The 17,374-nt window shown below is 53.2% G+C and carries 13 protein-coding genes and 1 tRNA gene; 4 read left to right on the top strand and 10 right to left on the bottom strand.

Translation table 11 applies throughout. The annotated features are described in order from the left end of the window. Positions 1–7: 7 nt before the first annotated feature. The 3 genes from rpsO to EQG79_RS29900 all read right to left on the bottom strand — a co-directional run bounded on the left by rpsO (position 8) and on the right by EQG79_RS29900 (position 2,390). Complete coding sequence (gene rpsO / locus EQG79_RS29910) at positions 8–283, bottom strand: 30S ribosomal protein S15 (protein ID WP_077919832.1); 276 nt, start codon at positions 281–283, stop codon at positions 8–10. Positions 284–403: 120 nt separating this feature from the next. Beyond that, complete coding sequence (locus EQG79_RS29905) at positions 404–1,909, bottom strand: LptF/LptG family permease (protein ID WP_077919833.1); 1,506 nt, start codon at positions 1,907–1,909, stop codon at positions 404–406. Between the two features lie 88 nt (positions 1,910–1,997). Beyond that, the gene (locus EQG79_RS29900; RefSeq protein WP_077919834.1) at positions 1,998–2,390 is read right to left on the bottom strand and encodes an START-like domain-containing protein; all 393 of its coding nucleotides are present in this window, start codon (positions 2,388–2,390) and stop codon (positions 1,998–2,000) included. Positions 2,391–2,503: 113 nt separating this feature from the next. Between EQG79_RS29900 and EQG79_RS29895 the strand changes: the two genes are divergently transcribed. Both EQG79_RS29895 and EQG79_RS29885 read left to right on the top strand, forming a co-directional pair. Beyond that, positions 2,504–2,577: transfer RNA gene (locus EQG79_RS29895), tRNA-Met, on the top strand. A 615-nt stretch (positions 2,578–3,192) separates the two neighbouring features. After that, positions 3,193–3,450 carry a DUF6582 domain-containing protein gene (locus tag EQG79_RS29885; RefSeq protein ID WP_077919835.1) on the top strand — a complete coding sequence of 86 codons (258 nt, stop codon included), beginning with the start codon at positions 3,193–3,195 and terminating at the stop codon, positions 3,448–3,450. 32 nt (positions 3,451–3,482) lie between these two features. Here EQG79_RS29885 and EQG79_RS29880 read toward each other — a convergent pair whose 3' ends face one another. After that, complete coding sequence (locus EQG79_RS29880) at positions 3,483–4,961, bottom strand: capsule assembly Wzi family protein (RefSeq protein WP_077919836.1); 1,479 nt, start codon at positions 4,959–4,961, stop codon at positions 3,483–3,485. A 186-nt stretch (positions 4,962–5,147) separates the two neighbouring features. Between EQG79_RS29880 and EQG79_RS29875 the strand changes: the two genes are divergently transcribed. Then, a complete protein-coding gene (locus tag EQG79_RS29875; protein ID WP_129606796.1) occupies positions 5,148–5,804 on the top strand; it encodes a hypothetical protein in 657 nt (218 codons plus the stop codon). Between the two features lie 82 nt (positions 5,805–5,886). On the opposite strand, the gene EQG79_RS29870 is transcribed toward EQG79_RS29875, so the two are convergent. The 6 genes from EQG79_RS29870 to EQG79_RS29845 all read right to left on the bottom strand — a co-directional run bounded on the left by EQG79_RS29870 (position 5,887) and on the right by EQG79_RS29845 (position 13,714). Then, complete coding sequence (locus EQG79_RS29870) at positions 5,887–6,456, bottom strand: hypothetical protein (RefSeq protein WP_077919838.1); 570 nt, start codon at positions 6,454–6,456, stop codon at positions 5,887–5,889. 61 nt (positions 6,457–6,517) lie between these two features. Then, positions 6,518–8,923 (bottom strand): TonB-dependent receptor, encoded by a 2,406-nt coding sequence (locus EQG79_RS29865; RefSeq protein WP_240699522.1) that lies wholly within the window; start codon positions 8,921–8,923, stop codon positions 6,518–6,520. Between the two features lie 119 nt (positions 8,924–9,042). Further along, complete coding sequence (gene holA / locus EQG79_RS29860) at positions 9,043–10,077, bottom strand: DNA polymerase III subunit delta (RefSeq protein ID WP_129606792.1); 1,035 nt, start codon at positions 10,075–10,077, stop codon at positions 9,043–9,045. Positions 10,078–10,225: 148 nt separating this feature from the next. Next, on the bottom strand, positions 10,226–10,831 hold the full coding sequence (locus EQG79_RS29855) for an acyl carrier protein phosphodiesterase (RefSeq protein WP_129606790.1): 606 nt from the start codon (positions 10,829–10,831) through the stop codon (positions 10,226–10,228). Then, positions 10,828–11,349 carry a deoxycytidylate deaminase gene (locus tag EQG79_RS29850; protein WP_129606789.1) on the bottom strand — a complete coding sequence of 174 codons (522 nt, stop codon included), beginning with the start codon at positions 11,347–11,349 and terminating at the stop codon, positions 10,828–10,830. The genes EQG79_RS29855 and EQG79_RS29850 overlap by 4 nt, the downstream gene beginning before the upstream one ends. A 382-nt stretch (positions 11,350–11,731) precedes the next feature. Then, a complete protein-coding gene (locus tag EQG79_RS29845) occupies positions 11,732–13,714 on the bottom strand; it encodes a KUP/HAK/KT family potassium transporter (protein ID WP_129606787.1) in 1,983 nt (660 codons plus the stop codon). A gap of 447 nt (positions 13,715–14,161) precedes the next feature. Here EQG79_RS29845 and EQG79_RS29840 point away from each other — a divergent pair, with 447 nt between their 5' ends. Further along, the gene (locus EQG79_RS29840; protein WP_129606784.1) at positions 14,162–17,365 is read left to right on the top strand and encodes a TonB-dependent receptor; all 3,204 of its coding nucleotides are present in this window, start codon (positions 14,162–14,164) and stop codon (positions 17,363–17,365) included. Positions 17,366–17,374: the final 9 nt, after the last annotated feature.

Here is a 17,374-nt window from a genome sequence, read left to right as displayed (position 1 = left end):
CCTTGAATTATTTCCGGAGACCCAGAGCAGCCAGAATAGCCCGGTAACGGGTGATGTCTTTTTTCATCAGGTAGTTCAGCAGACGCCGGCGTTTACCTACTAATTTCAAAAGACCCAGTTGGGTGCCGTAATCGTGCTTGTGAACTTTCAGGTGCTCGGTCAAATGACTGATCCGGTACGTAAACAGCGCGATCTGGGATTCGGCCGACCCGGTGTCCGTTGCACTTTTGGCAAAGCCCGAGGTGGAGAAAATCTCCTGTTTCTTTTCGGTCGTTAAATACATCTTCAGACAGCTAATTATAATTGAAAAAATGAATTTGGGTGCAAAGATAGGAAAAAACCGGGAAGCCTCCTGTAAATTATGACCAGAAATGTTATGAATTGTCACAAAACAGGCTTCGCTTTATGACATGCCTCCGGTAACGGCCTGCTGGCGTCGTTGGGCCCATTTCTGTTTCAGCCGCCCCCAGGCAATGATGTATACATCTTTATCGAATAGACGCGAATCGTAGCGGGCGCGTTGCATCAAAAATAACCCAATTGGAAACAAAACCAGGTTAGCCAGCCACGCGCCGATTGGTACCCATATTAATCCGTCTTTCGCGTATTTATCGCCCGCAATGGTCAATACGTACAGGAAGATAAAAAAGACAATGGCGATCAGTACCGGTAGTCCAAAGCCACCTTTTTTAATGATGGCCCCCATGGATGCGCCAATCAGGAACATGACGAAGATAGAGATAGCCTGGGTGAATTTATGGTGGCTTTCGAGCTGGTATTTCCAGACGCTCTTCTCTTTTTCGGCCAGGTAGGATACGTTCGATGTCGCATAGTTCAGAACGTTCTGGGCCTGGCTGAGCGCTGTCTGGGCAAAATCGGGCCGGGTAGCATCCTGCTTTCTGAGCAGCGAGTCGACCCATTTACCGTCTTTTGCTTTTTGAAATTTAGCGGCTTCGTCGGCTTTGAATTGATAGCTATAATACTGACGTGATGTACTGGCCACGCTCAAACTCGTGTTCTTGTAATCTTTTCGGAGCGAATCGGTCAGACTGGCCAGCTCACTCAGGTTTTTCATATACTCGTGATATTCGAACTGGTTTTCGTCCGTGCGCTTGATACCGAACGATTCCAGGCTGATCACAAGCCGATAGTTTTTAAATCCATTTCTGACAAACTGAGCCCCTTTGCTGGTTCCGTCGCTGGCATAGCTCACCGTATTGTTGTCGGTATACTCCTGATAGTCGTTGCCATTGAAAAGTTCGAAAACGAGGTAGGTCCGGTCTTTGTCGGTATACATTCGACCGGAATCGGCCAGAATGATCTCCCGATTGCCGGTCTCCATACCGTTTGTTGCCTGTTTGTAAATCACGAGGCCCTTAAGCAGGTCACCCGTTGTGCTCTCTTTACTGGCTTTGACCTTCTTATCAACTTTAATGCTGTAGCCGGGCAGGTCGTTGTAAAAAATACCCTCCTTCAGGTTCAGCGTTGCTTTAGCCGTTTTAATGTCGTAGAGCAGACTGTACCCTTTCAGGTTGGCCCAGGGCGAAACCACATTGTTGAACCAGAATGAGAACACGCTGATGAAGATGGCCACGATCAGCAGGGGGCGCATGGCCCGGGTGAGCGAAATACCCGCACTTTTGAGCGCGGTCAGCTCGAAAAACTCGCCCAGGTTGCCGAAGGTCATCAGGGAAGATAGCAACACGGCCAGCGGCAGGGCGGTCGGAACGGTCAGCAGGGCAAAGTAGAACAGTAACCGGCCAAACGTGGCCATGTCAAGGTCTTTGGAAACAAACTCGTCGATGTAGAACATCAGCAGTCGCATCAGGAATATGAAGATGACGACGCCGAGAGTCAGGAAGAATGGCCCCCAAAAAGAGCCGAGTACCAGTTTATCTATCTTTTTCATTCGAATGAATAATGCATAAGAGAAGGTGTGAGATGTCGGTATATATCCAACGAGCAACTACACCGTATCCATTATCCATTAAGCATTTTTAACTACCGACAATCTCTTTGAGCTTATCCATTAAACCATCCCAGAGGTCTTTCAGTTCGTCTTCGTCGGTGGTGCTGGAGTAGTCAGTAACGCGCAGAAACGTAGATTGAGTCAGCTCCGACTGGTCGACACGGAAGTCGACGTAGTTATTATCGGATCCGTTTTCGGCAGTGTCGAGAAATTCGAATCGCACACCCTTGTTCTGGCGCATGGATACCTGCCGGGCAATATGGCTTTCGTTATCCCACTGAAAATCGAAGCGCTGTTCGGGCAGGGTATTCACTTTACTGGCAAACCACTGCGACAACCCGGAGGCTGTACTGATATAGGGGAACAGCATTTTGGGAGACGCCCGGAGCTCGTATTCCGCAACAAATTTTAATTTCTCCATAGTTGGTAATGATCAAGGGGGGACCCCGGCAAAGGTAAACGAAATTTTTTGCGAAAGTCAACGCGCACTTTTGGGGAACGCTGATTTTTTCCCTACTTTTGTGCCATCAAGACGGCGGGGTAGCTCAGATGGTTAGAGCGTAGGATTCATAACCCTAAGGTCGGCAGTTCGATCCTGCTCCCCGCTACCTGTAATTTTGCTCCAGACCCGCCCAGCAGCGGGTTTTGGCGTTTTTAGTAGGGCCCTCTGCGCCCTGAGCAGCGCTTACCGTTCCTTCGCGCGACCTGTCTATACAGCTCTTCTGACTCATTCACCCCGTATCCGATACATACGTCGTGGCTAGATCACAAGCCAACCGGTAACGGGCGCGCTTATACGGTAATGCCTCATCCAAACGTCCAGCTCCCAGCTCCGCTTTCCGGCATTCACTGTGCTAGTATAGTATCTAAAGCCTATATATCAAAAAAACATAAACCTCAGGGGTACGCTCACTAACCTGCGGAGCTTTGTTCCTATGGACTGGCAGCGCTTTGGCTGCTGGTCTCCCGTTTTATCGCATTATCAACCCAATACAGACCCGTTTATCCGGAATATAGTCACAAGAATTGATTACGATGAAAACTCTCACGTTTAAAACGAATATTAGCGATCATGAGGGGGTAGCGGCCGTTACGCCATTCCGGATCACCTGCTAACCGTTCAGACGGTCGACAACCGCGTGAGCCAAACCGTTGTCGAAGCTGTTGAGCAAGCTGGCTACCAGGCTGAATCTATATAACTTTTACCTGTCACTGATAACGTTATGAAAAAGAACCCAGACATTGACCGTCGCAACGATGTGCGTCCGTCAGAAGGCGAGCACAAATACGGGGATGTACCGTTTGCCGATCCGGTCAACAAGAAATACCCCATCGACACTCCCGATCACGTTCGGGCTGCCTGGTCTTACATCAACCATAAAGACAATGCGGCCAGGTACGATGCCGACGACCTACAGATTATTAAGGATCGTATTAAACAGGCTGCCCACCAACAGGGGGTTCAGATTCAGTCTGACTGATTCCAGTCAGCAGTTGCTGTCAGACTGCGGTTTTACTTTTGCCAGACCGTTTTTCGAAGGCCAACAGACCCGCCTATCGAATTGGTGTATAGCTCGCCTATGTCGGCAGCCACAGCCGCGGTCAGCGTCATCCCACCCATCCAGGAAACCGGGGTTTGGAGCTGCAGCAGCGACGACCACTGGGAAGGCGTACCAGGAAGAGGCTCACCAGGTACACCGTAGTTCTGGCTATACGACACCTTGGCCAGACAGCTTATGCGCTGCGCCAGGGTAGCGCTCAGGCCAACGTGTGCCATCTGCAGGCGGTTGTTGTTTATGGTCCACTGTGTGTTGTTCTGCAGGTCTGGACTGAGATCCTGTTTGCGGGTAATGAACGGCGTACCAATTACCCGGTCGTTATACGTCCAGCCCTCGGCATACTGTCCATTATTGAAGTAGTTATCCGCTCCCTTCGTATGGGTATTGGCCTGGTAAAAACTGGGACCACTCTGATGCAGGGTAGACAGAAATTCAACCAGCACCGCATCAATATGAAAGTCGGCCGACCCATGCTTCTGCGGGCGGATACGCAATCCGCTCAACCCATCTGGAACGTTCTGGAGAAGCATACCCGATGCGTCGTCGAAACTGTGCTGGTGATAGAGCATCAGGTGAACCGAGGCCAGCCTAAGTTCCATGCCCAGATCGATGCTGCCGACATGGTTACCATACAGATTGACATAGTCGAAGGAAGTAACCCGAGGGTTGTTTAACCCGCCCGTGCGAATGGCAAAAAGTACGTTTGGAAAGTCGCGCAACTGTCCGGGCAACTGCCCATTCACCGCATAATGGTAGTCGAGATAATCAGAATGCCCGCCCCACTGAACGCTGTGATTTATGCCCCCGTACACCCGTATGGCCGATGTCGGTTTACCAACTCGCAAAATGATCGATTTCTGATGGAGAAATGAATGTTGCATGTAGTCGGTATTGGCAAATAGCCCGTGGGCTATGAACGCATTGATGGCCAGCCATTGCCGCCGACCCAGCGGGGCAAACCCCCGGGTTCCGAACTGGATTTTTGGCAGCGGCAAGGCGTTTCCTGACCAGGCGTACGATCCGGAAGACAGCGTTGTATCTACTAACCCGATCACCTCACGCCGACGACCTGCGGTAAGCTGGATCTGACGGTGGGTCAGACTCACGAAGTATTCAGGCGCCAGTAGTTGATTGTCCCGACCGGCATTCCCAACCAGTTCGGCTCCATAACTCACCGTCCAGGGCTTTCGGGCCGTTTGTTTCGTCGTATCCGTCAGCAGTATGCGTCCGCGAATACCTGCCCGCCCGGTTACTGCCGGTGCCGACAGCGGTATAGTGCCAAACTGGTTGGCCCGAAGCCAAAAAGGTGTTCGCGCGCTCGACGCTGCCATACCGCCGACTTCCACATACCCCTCATGCGGGGCTGGAAGCTGGGCGTAAGCCGTCAAGCCTGTCAGAAATAAGATAATATTTACGTAGTACAAGTGTTTCATATCTACAAAATAATCACTTATCCTGTAGACTATACCTAGATATTTATTAAAAGTAGATACTACCGATTCAGGGCCCGATTTTGTCAGTTCATCCTTATTTATCTACTGATTAACATCGCCCTGGTTGAGGGGCCATTTAGTCACGTTTAGCTTTGTTCTACTTCCTATTGGTTGAATTGCTTTCTCATGAAAAAAATAGTCTTCGGGCTCCTCCTGCTAGGGAGCCATATAAGCAATGCCCAGTATGATCCGCTGGGTGCGATAACGAGCTGGGCCGACGGATACGTCGTCAGCCATCAGAGCGATACACTGGCCGGTCAGGTTCGCGTTGGGTCAGTCGTCAACGACTCGCCAACGGGTATAGTCATTCGGCTTGCCGGCGACAAAAGAGTAAAAATGAGCGGGGATGAACTCCGTACACTGGTTCAGCAGATTCCTGACTTCGCCTATGTGACGGGGAGTATTCCGCGAGACCGGAAAACGATTGTGTTTGAGCGTGTGCCGAATCCTCGTCGTGGTGGCAAGTCCATGTTACTGGAAAGACTAACGCCAGCGGGCGGACCACTGGCGCTTTACTTCGACGTATCGGGCTGGAAGCGGACCATCGAGTATTCGTTTGGCAACTTTACCCTCAGCCACCGCCGGGATCTTAGCTATGTTGTCGTGAAAAACGGACAGTCCCCCCTGATTGCCCGGCCAGGCAGTCTGGAAGCGGTACATGACGCTATTTTCGGTGATTGTTCTGAGTTCATCCGAAATTACCCCGTAGCGAACCGCCGGGATTGGGATCGGTTTGGTGAGATGGTGGTCGCGTATAACCAGCTTTGTGCACTCCCTTATTAACAGACCCAAGTCCTGTTAACAGCAGCAGGCCACTACCCTGGGGTAGTGGCCTGCTGCTGTTAACGCGAGTCGTCCATTCGGCTTACTGGATGGTGACCGAGAAGTCGGTATCCAGATCAGACGAACCTGGCTGGGGGGTGCCGTTCTTTACGTTAGGCTGGTGCCGCAACACGACCTTCAGTTTTCCACTGCCGGCAGCCCCGGTTCGTATCTGCGTGGCTAACCCAATAGGATAAGGTCCCGGCGCGGGGTTGGTATCCCGATCGGTAGCCGTTACGGTCACGGATGCGGGCGAGCCCGTAGTTGGTGTGAACGTATACACCACGAGGTGTTCATTGGCCTCTTCGGCCACTTCGGCCGATACGTCGAGCGTGGGCGTTTTTGTTTTATCCAGCAGGGATAAAACCCCCGTATAGGTTGTATTGGGCCGAAGCGTCAGGGTAGCCCGGCTGAAATCAGCGTTCGTGTTCAGGTTCTCGACCGTTGCAGTCACGGTTTGAACGGGAGTAGTCTGGCTGGTAAGCGTCAGCGTAGCCGTGGTGATCGCTTCGTTATCGTCGGTTGGGGTCGGGTTTTCTTCATCGTTGTTACAGGCAGCAACCAGCAGAGCCATGGGTAACAGGAAGAGGAGCGATTGACGGAACATGTTCATTGGTAGTTAACGATTTATGTGAAACATCAGGTTGAAAAAGCAGACCATAAAGCCGAAGCGACTAACTACGACCAAAGGCTAAAGGCAGTCTAAGCTTAAGCCAGATGGCCCGGCCCGGCTCGTCGGTGAAGTAGCGAAACCGGTCCAGGTAGTCGCGGTAAGCCCGGTTCAGCAGATTGGTTCCGGTTAAAATGACACCCAGTGGTTGAGTGCCTATCCGATACGTGAAGCCCATTTCCGCCCCGAACAGGGTATAGGCGGGCGGGGGCGGAGCAAAATCGCCGGTAAAAATGAGCTGCCCTCCCTCCTGCCGCTGCGATACCGCCGGCGCTCGGTTTTGCCGGGCTACATACTGGCTGCTGACACTGACGTACATACTTGAGAACCGGTTGGCATCCTTTAGCTCGTAGCGCAGGCTATTGTCGGTTCGGTTCGGTGGAATGTACACCAGATACTCATGTGCCCCCCGGGTAGCCGGGTCCGTCGAACGGGCGTAGGCCAGCAGCAACGACGTTTTCGACGTAAGCGTCAGACGGTCAACGATTTTGTAGCGAATCGTAGCGTCTACCCCCCGAAAGGTTGCCTGAACGGCTGTGTAGGTATACGCCGGAAAGGCCCCCCGCTGCCGGACAATAGGAACGGAATCCGGCTTCAAATAAATGAAGTTGTCGATCCGGTTGTTGTACAGGCCCAGATCCAGGTAAAGTCGTTTGCCGGTATATTCCAGCGAGAACGTAGCGTTATAGGCCTGCTCGGCCCGAAGGTTGGGGTTACCCCGCTCGTAGGCCACGGCGCTCTGGTGCAAGCCGTTCGAGTACAGATCGTTGACGTTGGGAGCCCGCCAGGCCGTGCTGAGATTACCTGCCAGCGATAGCCGCTGGTTCAGCTGGTAGGTGGCGCCAACCGAGCCGCTACCGTTCTGCCACTGACGGGTTGTGTTGGTAACGGTACTGGTTTGCTCGTTGAGGAAGAAGGCACGCAACCAGCGGTAGTCGTACCTGACGCCGGCCTCCAGGGTCCAGCGGTCGTTTGCGTAGCGCTCAATGGCGAACAGACCGGCACCGTAGTTTCGGTAGTTCGGGATCAGAAACAGAAACTGCCGAACGTTGCCTTGCGTGATCCCGTTAAAACCGGCACTCCCCGACAGGGTACCTCCGTTGGCCAGCTTAACTGGCTTCTGCTCCCAGATCAGATCGGCGGTCTGGCTAACCAGCTTCAGGTATAGTTCGGGGTCGGTAGCCCGGCTGAAGGACAAAAAATCGTATTCGCGTCGTATGTTCTGCTGCCGGGCGTAGGTAAATGTCAGCATGCCCCATCGGTCGGACCGCACAAACGTCCGAAACTTCAGCAGTTCGTGCTGGACCTGCTGGTAGGGTCGGCTCAGGTCGTACGAAAAACCAGGCTGGCGTAAGGGTTCGGGGCGGGCTATAGCCGCGTAAAAATCGGCCAGACTGCCCACCTGTGCGCCCGTAAACAAGCCTACTTTGGTAGTAAAAAGACTGTAATACAGGTCAGTCCCAACGGTACTCCCGCTCGGGAGATTCCGGCTATAGCTTAGCTGCCCGGAGCCGTTGGTCTCGTGGTAACTGCTGTTGTCGAGGTAATAGTTGGGGGTCCGGGCGTAGCCTACCCGTTTTATGGTTCCCTGTAACCGCCAGCTCAACCCATTGAGTTTGCCCCCAAAGGCCTGCTCAACAAACCCCGACAGGGTACCCTGCCGACCATTTGTACCGCCAACGGCATTCAGTTCAGCCCCAAAACCAGGCTTGACGGGCATGGGCCGGGGCTCGACCAAAATGACCCCACCAATGGCGTCGGAGCCATACCGTATACTGGCCGCTCCTTTAATGACCGTTATGCGGGATGCCAGAAACGGGTCGATCTGCGGAGCGTGTTCACTACCCCACTGCTGATCTTCCTGACGAATACCGTTATTCAGGGTTATGATCCGGTTGCTGTATAAACCATGAATAACCGGCTTTGCAATGGAGGGGCCTGTCTGCACCGTATACAAACCCGGCAACGTTTTGAGGCTCTCGCCCAACGACTGACCGCGGGTGGCTTCCAGCGCGTTTCCGCTCAACGAAGTTTGGACCTGAAGCAACTGCTGCGCTTCGGATCGGTACTCGGTCACAACAACTTCCTGTAATGTGCGGCTATCCGGAGCGAGCTGTACCGTAGGGAGCGTTGTAAGCGTATCCGCCCCGATCGTTATCCGCTGCTCCAGCTTCTGGTAGCTGACAAACTGGTAGTCGATCGTATACTGACCAGCACAGACGGCGGCCACCCGAAACATTCCGTTTGTATCGGCTACGGCACCAGTGCCCAGCTCACGAATGTAGACCGTAGCCCCCGGAAGCGGCTGGTGGCTGGCCTGGTCCAGAATCCGCCCACTCAATACAGCCGTGCAGGACGTCTGTGCCTGAGCCAGAGATACTGTACATATCCCCATCAGCACACTTACCATTCGACTTACTGTCCGCCCTGCACTCATCTGTTATTGAAACTGGCAGGCGCAAGGCTGAGTACAACTCACCTCTATTCCTGCAACATAGTTGCAAATATAACAGATAAAGCGAGTGATTGTTAGTGCAGCACCGTAAATACGAGTTCCCGGAGAATATCGCCTTCGGTAAGGGTGGGCGCGTCGATCCCTTTACTCTGCGCATCGGCTCGTCGGATGGCGTGTATAATGTCTGCCACTTTAGTCAGCGGGAACGTACGGGCGGCCGACAGATAATCTTTGACGAAGAACGGGTTAACGCCCAGCACCGAGGCCAGTCCTTTCTCGGACTGGTCGGGTGAGGCCTGCACCAGTACTACCTTGCTGAAATAGCCAAACAGCTGCGCCAGAATAACAACCAGTGGATTATCTTTCGGGTTACGGGCAAAGTAATCGACAATCCGGTTGGCTTTTACGACGTCGCGCTGCACGAGGGCCTTCTGCAGTTCGAAAACATTGTATTCTTTGCTGATTCCGACCAGCCGCTCTACCGTTGCCGCTGAGATCTCCTCGCCAACGTGCAGATTGATGAGTATTTTATCGATTTCGCTGGCGAGTCGCTTGAGGTCGTTACCAATGTGATCGGCCAGTAACTGACAGGCTTTCGGGCTTACTTTCGTACCCTGCTCCCGGCAATACTCCCCAATCCAGTCAGGCACTTTGTTATCATACAGCTTCTTGACACCCAGCAGCTTTCCCTTGGTCCCGAACGCTTTCACCCACGACTTCCGCTCGTCGAGCCCTGGTTTACCGTCCTCTTTGGTATAGCAGAGCATCAGAATCGTACTGGCCAGCGGATTGAGCGCGTAATCTTCGAGCAGGGTCTGCGCCGATTTATCGCCGATACCGGCCATCTGCTGGGCTTCTTTGACAAGTACCAGCTGGCGTTCGGCCATGAAGGGGTAACGCCGGGCGTAGTTGAGCACAGCGCCCACATCGGTATCCTTCCCAAAAAGCACGAACTGATTGAAACCGCGTTCCGCTACCGGTACGGCTACTTTTTCGAGCTCCTCAGCAATTCGGTCGATATAATAGGGCTCGTCGCCATGAACGAGGTAAACAGGAGCAATTCGCTTGTTGCGAATATCTTTCAGGAGGGTATCAACTGCAGCAATCAAGACGTACCAGGAGATTATACAGGCGGGGTCGCGGGCAGAACGAAGGCCAGCCTCCCCTACGGCATATGCCGATGGTGAACAACAAAAGTAACGATTTTCGGCCTTGGCCAGCCCGCGACACCGTTTGGACTACGAACGCCAGGTCGGCTCAGGTCGTTTCGGCCAGCTGCCTTTTAACCCGCCCGACCTCGGCCGTCAGCTGTGGCCAGTAGTGCAGGAACCGGGTTTCGATCTCAACGTAATACGTTTGCAGGTCTTCGACAGCCGTCTCGAGGCCCGACGGAAACGCCGTTCGGCGCGAAATACCCGTTAGCGACCGGTTGATGCCGTCGAGCGTCTGGTAATGCGTCAGCCAGTCGTATCGAATCATGGCGTCGAGCATCCGCAGAGCGGTAGCCGGGAAATTGGTCGTGTGCCGAAGCAGCGTCTGGTAAAAATCGGTCGTGAAGGCGGACAGCGACTGACCCGTAAGTTCCTGGAAGCGCACCGCCAGAAAATGATCAAAAAAAACGTCGACAGCCGCCCCGGCGTATTTGTGACAGCGTGGATGCAGGATATCGCGCACGGCGGCTACGTCGGCATGGGTATCCGTAAACAGGTCGATGGCCCGATGCAGCCGCACCCCCGCTATCTCGCCCGGCAGCAGATGATGGCGGAGCCCGGCCGGATCACCCTTGATAAAATCGCCAATAAAGTTACCAACGATGAGTCCTGTGTCCTGACCCGACAGGTAGGCATGTGCCAGAATATTCATAATACGGGCGCCGAGACCGCTTTTTTAGGAATGGGCGGCTCAGACTGAAGGTCAAACCCCGGACTCGGTACGTAGCGCTCAACCGTGACACCGAATCGGCGCAAAAAGTCGACGCCTTCGTCCGAGCCAATGCCTTTGTATTCGGCATAGGAATGCAGGAAAACAACCCTTGCTATTTTCATACTGTAGATGATACGGGCGCAGGCAATACAGGGCGACAGGGTCACGTAGATAGTGGCACCTTCAACTTCTGAGCCGTTCTTGGCTGCGTACAGAATGGCATTTTCTTCGGCATGCAACGCCAGCGAACACGAGCCTTTCGAGTCGCGGGGGCAACCCGTTTCGGGAAACTCGTCGTCGCAATTATGGGTACCGGCGGGGGGGCCATTGTATCCGATGGATATGATGCGGGTATCGCGGGTCAGAACGGCCCCGACCTGGGCTTTGATGCAATGAGAACGCTTGGCCAGGTTAACGGCCAGTTCCATAAAAATATCGTCGAAACGAGGGCGAGACATGAATAATTTATAATGCGTATGACAACCACATGACAGAGCCGAACCGACTACCAGATCAGGCACTATAGCAATTTAGGCGTTTTTAACAATCGAATACGTAATGGCGAAGGTTTTCTGTCTGTCCAACGATGCGAGCCGTACTTTAGTCTGCGTTGAATCAAAGCCAGTATCCGCGTTCAGAAATAAGTCATCTCCTCATAAGTCGGCAGCCCCTAGCATCTGGCAGAGCAACTCAAACCAGGAGTCAATATCAAACAAATCGCTATGGTCGTCAGGTATAAGCAAGAGGCAAGGTGGGCGGCCAAAACGGTTTTTTGCTCCCTGTAGATGCAAGTTATATTAACACAAAACCTATCCAATATGGGGGTTTTTGGTGCCAAAATCATCCCCGATGGTCAGGAACTTGTTCGGTGCTGGTTGGCGAGTCGCCCCGACGCAACCGGACAAATTCAGCAGGTTTGACGATCAGAGGCACCTGCTCAGTAGCTACGTTCTGGGTGTCTAGTCCATATGCTCGCTCATCGGCTACGCTAATACTTTTCAAGGCGAAGTAGCTGTTCATGATAAACGTATCGAGCGAATTGAGATCGTTATCATAGGACAAAAACCGATTGATAACGATAAAGCGAAAGTCACCGATGGCGTTGGCTTTTGCGTGCAGCGGCTGGTAGTTGGGTCGAAGCGTAATTTCTCGGCAACGCACCAGCTCCTCAACAACTTTGCGGAATAACAAGTTGATGCGGGGCTGTACCCGGAACCCCAGCCGGAAAGTTATACGAACCACTTCTTCTGGCTCTAAAATATCTAAGCTATACTCGGTCGTATACGGTTCGTCCATTAAGTCAACGTGGATTAGCCAGTACACATCAGCGCGTTTAGGTTGACCTTCCAGCACAGAACTAATAATACTCTCTTCCACCTGCGCTGGCTGATCTGATGCAGTCAGGTAAACAAGATTCGTGGCATATTTCGGTACGGCCTCGTCGTTGCTGAGCTGTTTTAGGATGGGCAGATGATCGCGTAGGCTGACGTAGCGGGTTAGTCGGCGTTTGATGCGACTGCCATAGTACCACACCAGCATCACCGCAGTCATGATGAAACCCAGCAGGAGCGACACCCAGCCACCGTGGGTAAACTTTCGCAGGTTGGCTACCAGAAATGCGCTCTCGATAACCAGAAAAACCAGCAACAGCGCCCCTACCCAGAAGAGGCTGACGTGACGGCTGTAAAGGTACATAGCCAGCAATACGGTTGTCATCAGCATTGTTAGATTGACCGACAGTCCAAAAGCCGCTTCCATGTTTTTTGATTCGCGAAAGTACAGTACGACCGCAAAACAGCCTGCCATCAGCAGCCAGTTGAACGCCGGTATGTACACCTGCCCCCGCGCATCGGAAGGAAATACGATCCGTAGCTTAGGCAACAGCGTCAGTCGGAAAGCTTCCGACACCAATGTGAACGTGCCACTAATCAGCGCCTGGGAGGCAATAATTGTTGCCAGTGTGGCAATACCGATACTAGGTAACATAAACCAGTCGGGTACTAATCCGAAAAACGGGCTTTGATTACCCAATGGCTGACCAGTATGGTCGAGCAGCCAGGCTGCCTGCCCTAAATAGCAGAGTATTAGACAAAGTTTGACATAAACCCAGGACACCTGCACATTTCGCCGACCCACATGGCCCATGTCGGAATAAAGCGCTTCAGCACCTGTTGAGCAGAGAAACACCCCACCCAGCAGCCAGAAACCTTCAGGATAGTGGACAATCAATTCGTAGGCATAGTAGGGATTAAGGGCGCGAACAACCGCAGGATTCTGGACAATGTGCACCACTCCTAACAGGCCAATCATTGTAAACCAGACGGTCATGATCGGCCCAAAGGCATTACCCAGCCGGTTTGTGCCAGCCTGCTGCACCAGAAACAACCCCAACAGAACCGCCAGTACGATCGGGACCGTAGGCAGGTCAGGATAAATCGGCAACAACCCTTCAATGGCAGACGATACCGAAATGGGTGGGGTGATGATGCTATCAGCAATGAGAAAGCTCCCCCCCGCAATAGCGGGAAATAGGAGCCATCTGGCGTATCGCCTGATTAGGGCGTAAAGCGAAAAAATCCCACCCTCCCCATTATTGTCGGCTCGTAAGGTAATCAGCACGTATTTTAGAGTGGTCTGAAATGTCAACGTCCAGAAAATGGCTGATGCCCCTCCCAGCGCCAGGGTTTCAGTCACACTTCGGTCTTCAATTATGGCGCGGTACGTGTAAAGTGGCGATGTACCGATATCGCCAAAAACAATACCGACCGCTACAAGTAAACCTGCGGTTGTCAGTTTGTCTAAATGTTGGGTAGACTTTGTCATGACATAAATGAATAGTGACCCTACGAATGATTGGTTGTTGACGGGCTCGATTCAGGGATTCCGCAAGAATAGGACAGGTAATTGAAAATAAAAAGCAACAGTTTCTGTTACGGCACAATCCAATCCAATTTGGCTATTACGCTGCGAAAATCCACCTAAGATAGTCAGCCAAGCTCGTGCCACTGGTAGGTCCATTGCGTTCAAGAGCCTTAAGGTTGCTTATAATATGCCGTTTAGCATTCCACCAAAAACTCTGGTAAACAGGGGTTTTTCTTGGGATCAATGGTAAGGTCAGCATGTACGCTCCGGGCACTTACTACAGAGCAGGTCATACTGTTTTTATTTTATATTAAGTACCAGACACAATTATTATAATTTCTTAATTTATAAGTAACACCCACATAACGCATATCGCGTCTCTTTGCGGCAGGAAATATACCTGTCACTATGAACCGTTCATTATTCACATTCATCCTCCTGCTGTTGCTAACCGCCGTGGGCATTGGCAACATAACCGCGCAAACTACACAAACGTCTATCACTGGAACTGTACTCGAAAATGGCAAAACGCCCCTGCCGGGAGCCACGGTTGTTGTGCGCAACGAAGCAACGGGCTTCTCCGTCGGTACCGTCACCAATGCTAAAGGCGAGTACCTGTTTAAAGAACTACCCCTCGGCGGCCCCTACACCGTCCGGGCTACTTTTGTCGGCTACGGCGAACAGCGACTAACGGGCTACATGCTAAATCAGGGCGATTTGGTTCGTATCAACCTCGACATGAAAGAAAGCGGTCAGGACCTGGCCGTGGTTGATGTAGTCGCTTCGGGGTTGAAAAACAAAATTGAGAACTTTGGCGCGGCCACGGACGTATCGGCCCGGGCCATCGCTACGCTGCCGGTGAATGGCCGGAACTTCACAACGCTAACAGACCTGTCGCCACTGGCGGGCCGGGGCGGCAACCTGTCGGGACAACTGGGTTCTTCGACCAACTTCACCATCGACGGCACGACGGCCAAAAACCCCACCTCGGCGGGTGCCTCGAACAGCCGCAGCGGTGGCCCATACACGATCTCGCTCGAAGCCGTACGGGAGTTCAAGGTGATTACGAACCAGTACGATGTGGTCTACGGCCGCGCCGGGGGCGGTATTGTGAGTGCCGTTACCAAAGCCGGTACCAACCAGCTTACGGGTAGCGTATTCAACTACACGCGCGCCAACCAGCTGGCCAGTCGATTCGATATTCGGGGGAACCGCCGGGATGTTCGGTTTTCAACAAATCAGTTTGGCTTCGCGCTGGGAGGGCCGCTTATTAAAGATAAACTGCATTACTACGCCGTTTATGAACGGCAAATCGACTCGCGGCCGCTGTTTATCGCCGATATTCAGTCTCCCGCCGATGAGTTGCGTTTCAACGTGACTACTGCTACGCTCGACCGGTACGTGAACATTGCCCGCACTCGTTATGGCGTGGCCAATACTCCGCAGTACGGTCAATTTGACCGGGTACGCAATTCCAGCACAGGTTTTCTGCGGCTCGATTGGCAGATCGACAGCAAAAACCTGCTGACCGTTCGCAACAACTTTACCACCGACCGCAATAAGCTGGGTTTAGTCGACAATTCAGCCATCAACATTCTTGAGTCGACCGGCAATGACTATAACTGGGACAATAGCCTGCTGGCCACGCTTCGGTCGTCGGTCAGCCCGCGTATCACCAACGAGTTGAAGGTGCAGCACCTCCATACCTACCAGTTAAGCAGCCCCGGCGATCAGCTGCCTGAGCGTAACATTCCGCGCAACATTGTCGAGAACGTGCAATCGACCATTGGCGGATCCACCCGCGCCACCAATATTCAGATGGGCGGTCACCGCTTTGCGCAGGAAGGCTTCACCAACAACGTGGTGCAACTCATCAACAACCTGTATTACAACACCGACAGAGCGCAGTTTACGTTCGGTGTGGACCTGATGTACACCAACGCCCGCTCGGTATATGGCAGTGAAGTAAACGGACGTTTCCACTATACCAACGACGCAACCGGCTCGGCCCTCGACAACTTCGACCGGCTGCGGCCCTACCGCTACTTCCGCGAAGTGCCGCTCAAAGACGACTGGAGTGTGCGCGGGGGCATCTGGAACGCAGGTGTTTATGGCCAGATGGCGACCAAACTCGCGCCCGGCCTCGACATGACCGCCGGCCTGCGCTTCGATTACGCCCACTTCCCCAAAGCTTCGCTAAATCAGGCAGTGTTAGAGGATCTGGGCCTGCGGACCGACAACCGCCTGCGGACGTTCATGGCTCAGCCACGGTTGCAGTTTACCTGGGACGTGAATGAGCAGCGTCGTGACATTATCCGGCTGGGCGCGGGCGTGTTTGCCTCGGACATCAACAATTACATGCTCATCAATAACCTGACTTTCGATGGCTCGAACCTGGCCACCGTCGATGTGCGCGGGGCTGACGTGCCAGCACCAAATTTTGCGGCATACCGGCAGGATTACAACAGCATTCCGACGCTGGCGCAGTTTCAGTTGCCAACCATCAACCTGACCGGGGCCGATGCCCGCGTACCCGTACTTTACAAAGCCAACGTGTCGTACACGCGCTTCATCAACGACCGCCTGAAGGTGAGCCTGTCGGGCTTTATGTCGCTGGCCCGCAACAACTACACCTACGTGGACCGCAATATGCCCTCCGAGCCTTTCTTCCGACTCTCGAACGAAGGCAACCGGGGCGTGTTTGTGCCGCTGAACCGGATGCCTGCCAATGGCGCGGCCAACTGGCTCGACGGGCGCATCAGCAACCGCCTGGGTCGAGTACTGGAGCTAACGAGCGATGGCCGGGTGAATCAGTTTGCGGCTGTTGTAGACGCTACGTACCGCTACTTCCGTGATGGTGAAATTTCGGCAAGCTATACCTGGAGCGATGTGCGCGACAATACCTCCTATAACGGTAATGTAGCGAACACAGCTACGCTGGTGCAACCCGTGGTCGACGACCCGCGCAACCTGACCCGCATGACCTATTCCGACAACCAGTTCCGGCACAAGGTCGTGTTGTATGGCACGCTGCCCACGTTCTGGGGCATCACGGTGGGCGTTCGCTATTCAGGACTGGGCGGTACGCGCTACACCCTGCTGTCGGGCGTGAACAGCAACGGTGACTTTGTAGCGGGTCAGAACGACCTGGCGTTTATCTTCGACCGCAACAGCGCCGAAGTTCCCGAAAACATCCGTACGGGACTGCAAAACCTGCTTAACAGCCCTGATGCCAGTCAAAGTATAAAAGACTATATAACGACGTATTCGAGTCAGTTTGCTCCCCGGAACGGCGGCATCAATGCCTTTTACGGCATCTTTGACATCCGGGCAGCCAAGCGGTTCCGTATTTACAAAAACCACAACATCGAGTTTTCGGCCGATATTTTCAACTTTGCCAACATGCTCAAACGCGACTGGGGTGTAAACAAGTCACTGGGTTCGCAGGCCCTCTACGCCCCCAATGGCCGGGCGGCCACAGCTACCTCGCCAGCCGTACCAAATTTCGACGTAGCCAACGCGCGCTACAACTACCGCGTCAACGCAACCGGCATTCCCAACCCTACCAACGATCCTTTCCAGGTACAGGTGGGTGCGCGATATAATTTTTAGTGGGTAGCC

Source organism: Spirosoma sordidisoli (assembly GCF_004138325.1).
GTDB classification, from domain to species: Bacteria; Bacteroidota; Bacteroidia; order Cytophagales; family Spirosomataceae; genus Spirosoma; species Spirosoma sordidisoli.
Note: the sequence above shows the minus strand (reverse complement) of the source record. Positions and strands in the feature narration are given on the sequence as shown.

Coding starts and splice junctions, on each gene's coding strand:
- rpsO (WP_077919832.1), bottom strand. CDS start 283: ATGTATTTAACGACCGAAAAGAAACAGGAGATTTTCTCCACCTCGGGC.
- EQG79_RS29905 (WP_077919833.1), bottom strand. CDS start 1,909: ATGAAAAAGATAGATAAACTGGTACTCGGCTCTTTTTGGGGGCCATTC.
- EQG79_RS29900 (WP_077919834.1), bottom strand. CDS start 2,390: ATGGAGAAATTAAAATTTGTTGCGGAATACGAGCTCCGGGCGTCTCCC.
- EQG79_RS29885 (WP_077919835.1), top strand. CDS start 3,193: ATGAAAAAGAACCCAGACATTGACCGTCGCAACGATGTGCGTCCGTCA.
- EQG79_RS29880 (WP_077919836.1), bottom strand. CDS start 4,961: ATGAAACACTTGTACTACGTAAATATTATCTTATTTCTGACAGGCTTG.
- EQG79_RS29875 (WP_129606796.1), top strand. CDS start 5,148: ATGAAAAAAATAGTCTTCGGGCTCCTCCTGCTAGGGAGCCATATAAGC.
- EQG79_RS29870 (WP_077919838.1), bottom strand. CDS start 6,456: ATGAACATGTTCCGTCAATCGCTCCTCTTCCTGTTACCCATGGCTCTG.
- EQG79_RS29865 (WP_240699522.1), bottom strand. CDS start 8,923: ATGGTAAGTGTGCTGATGGGGATATGTACAGTATCTCTGGCTCAGGCA.
- EQG79_RS29855 (WP_129606790.1), bottom strand. CDS start 10,831: ATGAATATTCTGGCACATGCCTACCTGTCGGGTCAGGACACAGGACTC.
- EQG79_RS29850 (WP_129606789.1), bottom strand. CDS start 11,349: ATGTCTCGCCCTCGTTTCGACGATATTTTTATGGAACTGGCCGTTAAC.
- EQG79_RS29845 (WP_129606787.1), bottom strand. CDS start 13,714: ATGACAAAGTCTACCCAACATTTAGACAAACTGACAACCGCAGGTTTA.
- EQG79_RS29840 (WP_129606784.1), top strand. CDS start 14,162: ATGAACCGTTCATTATTCACATTCATCCTCCTGCTGTTGCTAACCGCC.